Annotated in this window: 2 protein-coding genes; both read right to left on the reverse strand. The window is 73.4% G+C overall.

All coding sequences use genetic code 11. From position 1 onward, the window contains the following. The coding region (locus tag VR45_RS40960) for an alcohol dehydrogenase catalytic domain-containing protein (protein WP_045945064.1) at positions 1 to 594 on the reverse strand (594 nt) is incomplete at its 3' end. Between the two features lie 145 nt (positions 595 to 739). Continuing rightward, on the reverse strand, positions 740 to 2522 hold a 1783-nt coding region (locus VR45_RS40965; RefSeq protein ID WP_045945065.1), incomplete at its 5' end, for an alkaline phosphatase D family protein.

Raw genomic sequence — 2522 nt, forward strand, 5'->3', positions numbered from 1 at the left:
GCCGAGCATGCCGGCGCCGGTGATCAGCACCCGGCGCCCGGCGAGTGGGCCGGCGGCGTCGAGGGCGGCCGCGACGGTGGCGGTGGCGCAGGAGGCGGGGCCGGCGACTGCGTCGGGCACCTCCGTGGGGACGGCGACGACGGCGGTACCGGGCAGCACCACGCAGTGGGTGGCGAAGCCGCCGTTGAGCGGGGCGTCGGGGGACCACGGCTCGTGGCCGTACTTGCGCAGGTCCAGGCACTTGTTCGGCAGGTCGCCGGTGCAGCGCTCGCAGACGCCGCAGGACGCGGCCACGGACCAGACCACCCGCATGCCCTCCTCGGCCGGGAGACCGTCCACGCAGCGCACGCCGCCCGCGCCGACGCCGACCACCGTGCCGACCTGCTCGTGGCCGAGCAGGGAGGGGACCGGGGAGGGACGGCGGCCTTCGACGGTGTGCAGGTCGCTGCCGCAGATGGTGGCGAGGTCGATGCGGACCAGCAGTTCGCCGGGGCCGGGGGTGCGGGGGGTGCTGCTCTCCAGTAGGGCGAAGGGCCGCTGGACGCCGTCCCAGCGGGCGAGGCGGACCGGGATCGTGTCGGTGGTGACGCTCATTCCCCGAACTTGTCATGAAACTCGACCCTGATCAAGTACTTGTCATGATAAGAGACGAGAAGAATGGGTGAACCCCTGCCCGCGCCGACGGGTCGCGGCGCGGGCAGGGGTCCGGAAGCGGTGTGCGTGGGTCAGGCGTCAGGCGTCAGGCAGGGTGGCCGAGGTCGGTGGCGGTGCGGTGGACCTCGAACAGGCGCCTGCCGTCGCGGTTGATCCAGGTGGCGGTGAGCGTCGCGGGGGAGACGGTGGTGTCCGCGACGAGCTTGAGGAAGGTGTAGGGCTCCACCGCGCCGGCGACCAGGGCGGGGTTGCCGGCGTTGAGGCCGGAGATGGTGCTGCCGTGCAGCGGGCTGACGACGAACTGCCACAGGTCGTAGCCGATCCGGGGACCGTAGTCGAGGGCCTGCGAGCTGTGGATGTCGCCGCTGACCAGGAAGCAGCCGGGGATCCTCTCGGCCGCCAGGAAGTCGAGGAGGGCGTCCTTCTCGTACTGGTAGGTGGCCCAGTCGTCGGTCTCGGCGTTGCCCTTGTCGTCCCAGATCATGCCGGAGGCGATGGCCTTGAACGGGGCGGTGCTCGCGCGCAGGGCGGCACGCAGCCAGTCCCACTGGACCTGGCCGAGGCAGGTGGTCCTGGTGGGGTCGGCGAAGCTGGGGGCGGTGGTGCTGAACCAGCGCGGGTAGAGCAGGAACACCTCGATCGGGCCGCGGCGGAAGGAGGTGTGGACGCCCTGCCCGGCGGTCCTGGTGGTCAGGCGGGTGCCGTCGGCGGCGTGGCCGAAGGAGGCGTTGGCGCGGTAGTCGACGAACGCCGCGCGGGTGTTGGCCTTGCCGCTGAAGGAGCCGTTGACGCCGTTGGTGCCGAAGTCGTGGTCGTCCCAGGTGAACCAGGTCGGCGTGGTGGCGATCAGCCCGGCGAGTTCGGGCTGGGCGAGGAAGGTGCGGTGCTTGGCGCGGGCCACGGCGAGGTCGCCGGAGTCGATGTAGGGGTTGTCGCCGAGCATGACGAAGCTGTCGCAGCCCTCGGCGGCGATCCGGGTCCACACCGGGTTGGGGTCGGAAGGCGCGCAGGAGCCCAGTCCCATGGTGACCACGGTGGCCACCCCCGCGGCCGGGGAGGTGGTGAAGGATCCGGCCAGCGGGGTGAAGCCGGGCGCGGCGACCGCGGGGGCGATGGTGAACTCGTAGCGGGTGGCGGCCCGCAGACCTGCGACGTCGGCCAGCAGCGTGTTGTCGTTGGCGGTCGAGACCGGGACGTCCACGGCGGTGGTCCAGCCGTCGGCCCGGCGCACGGTGCACCGCCAGGCCGGGTACGCGACGGGGTCCAGGCCGGGCCGGGCCCACAGCCGCGCGGTGGTGGTGTCGACATGGCCGACCAGCGGTCCGACCGGGGCCTGCGCGGGCATGGGGGTCGGCACCACGGCGGGCGCCGTCCCGGCCCTGACCCGCGCCACGTACCCGGCCAGCGCGGTGAAGAACGCGACGCTGTCCTGCACCGCGGCAACCGGCTGGATCGTTGTCCCGGCACTGTCGAAGCACTTGTCGACGGTCAGGCTGGTCACCAGGAAGCGGCCCGCGCCGTACGCGCCCTCCAGCAGGGCCGGCGCGGTGCCGCTCGCGGTGCAGGCCAGCAGCACCCGCATCGTGCGCCAGCTGCCGACGGTCTCCCAGCTGACCCTGATGCCGGAGGCGCGGCCGGTGAGCACCTTTCCGCCCACCACCGGCAGCGCCGCCACCAGGGGGTGGTCGACGGCCACCGGCAGGACCGTGTCGTAGTCGGCGTCGGTGCGCACCGCGGTGAGCGCGGACGGCAGGTAGGAGACGGCCGCGCCGTACTGGTCGGACTGGGCCAGGTCCAGCACGGTGCCGCCGGCGGCCGCGAAGTCCCGCAGCGAGGCGGCCTGCGCGGCCACGTAGGCCGGGTACGCC

This window comes from Streptomyces sp. NRRL S-495 (genome assembly GCF_000966955.1).
GTDB classification, from domain to species: Bacteria; Actinomycetota; Actinomycetes; order Streptomycetales; family Streptomycetaceae; genus Kitasatospora; species Kitasatospora purpeofusca.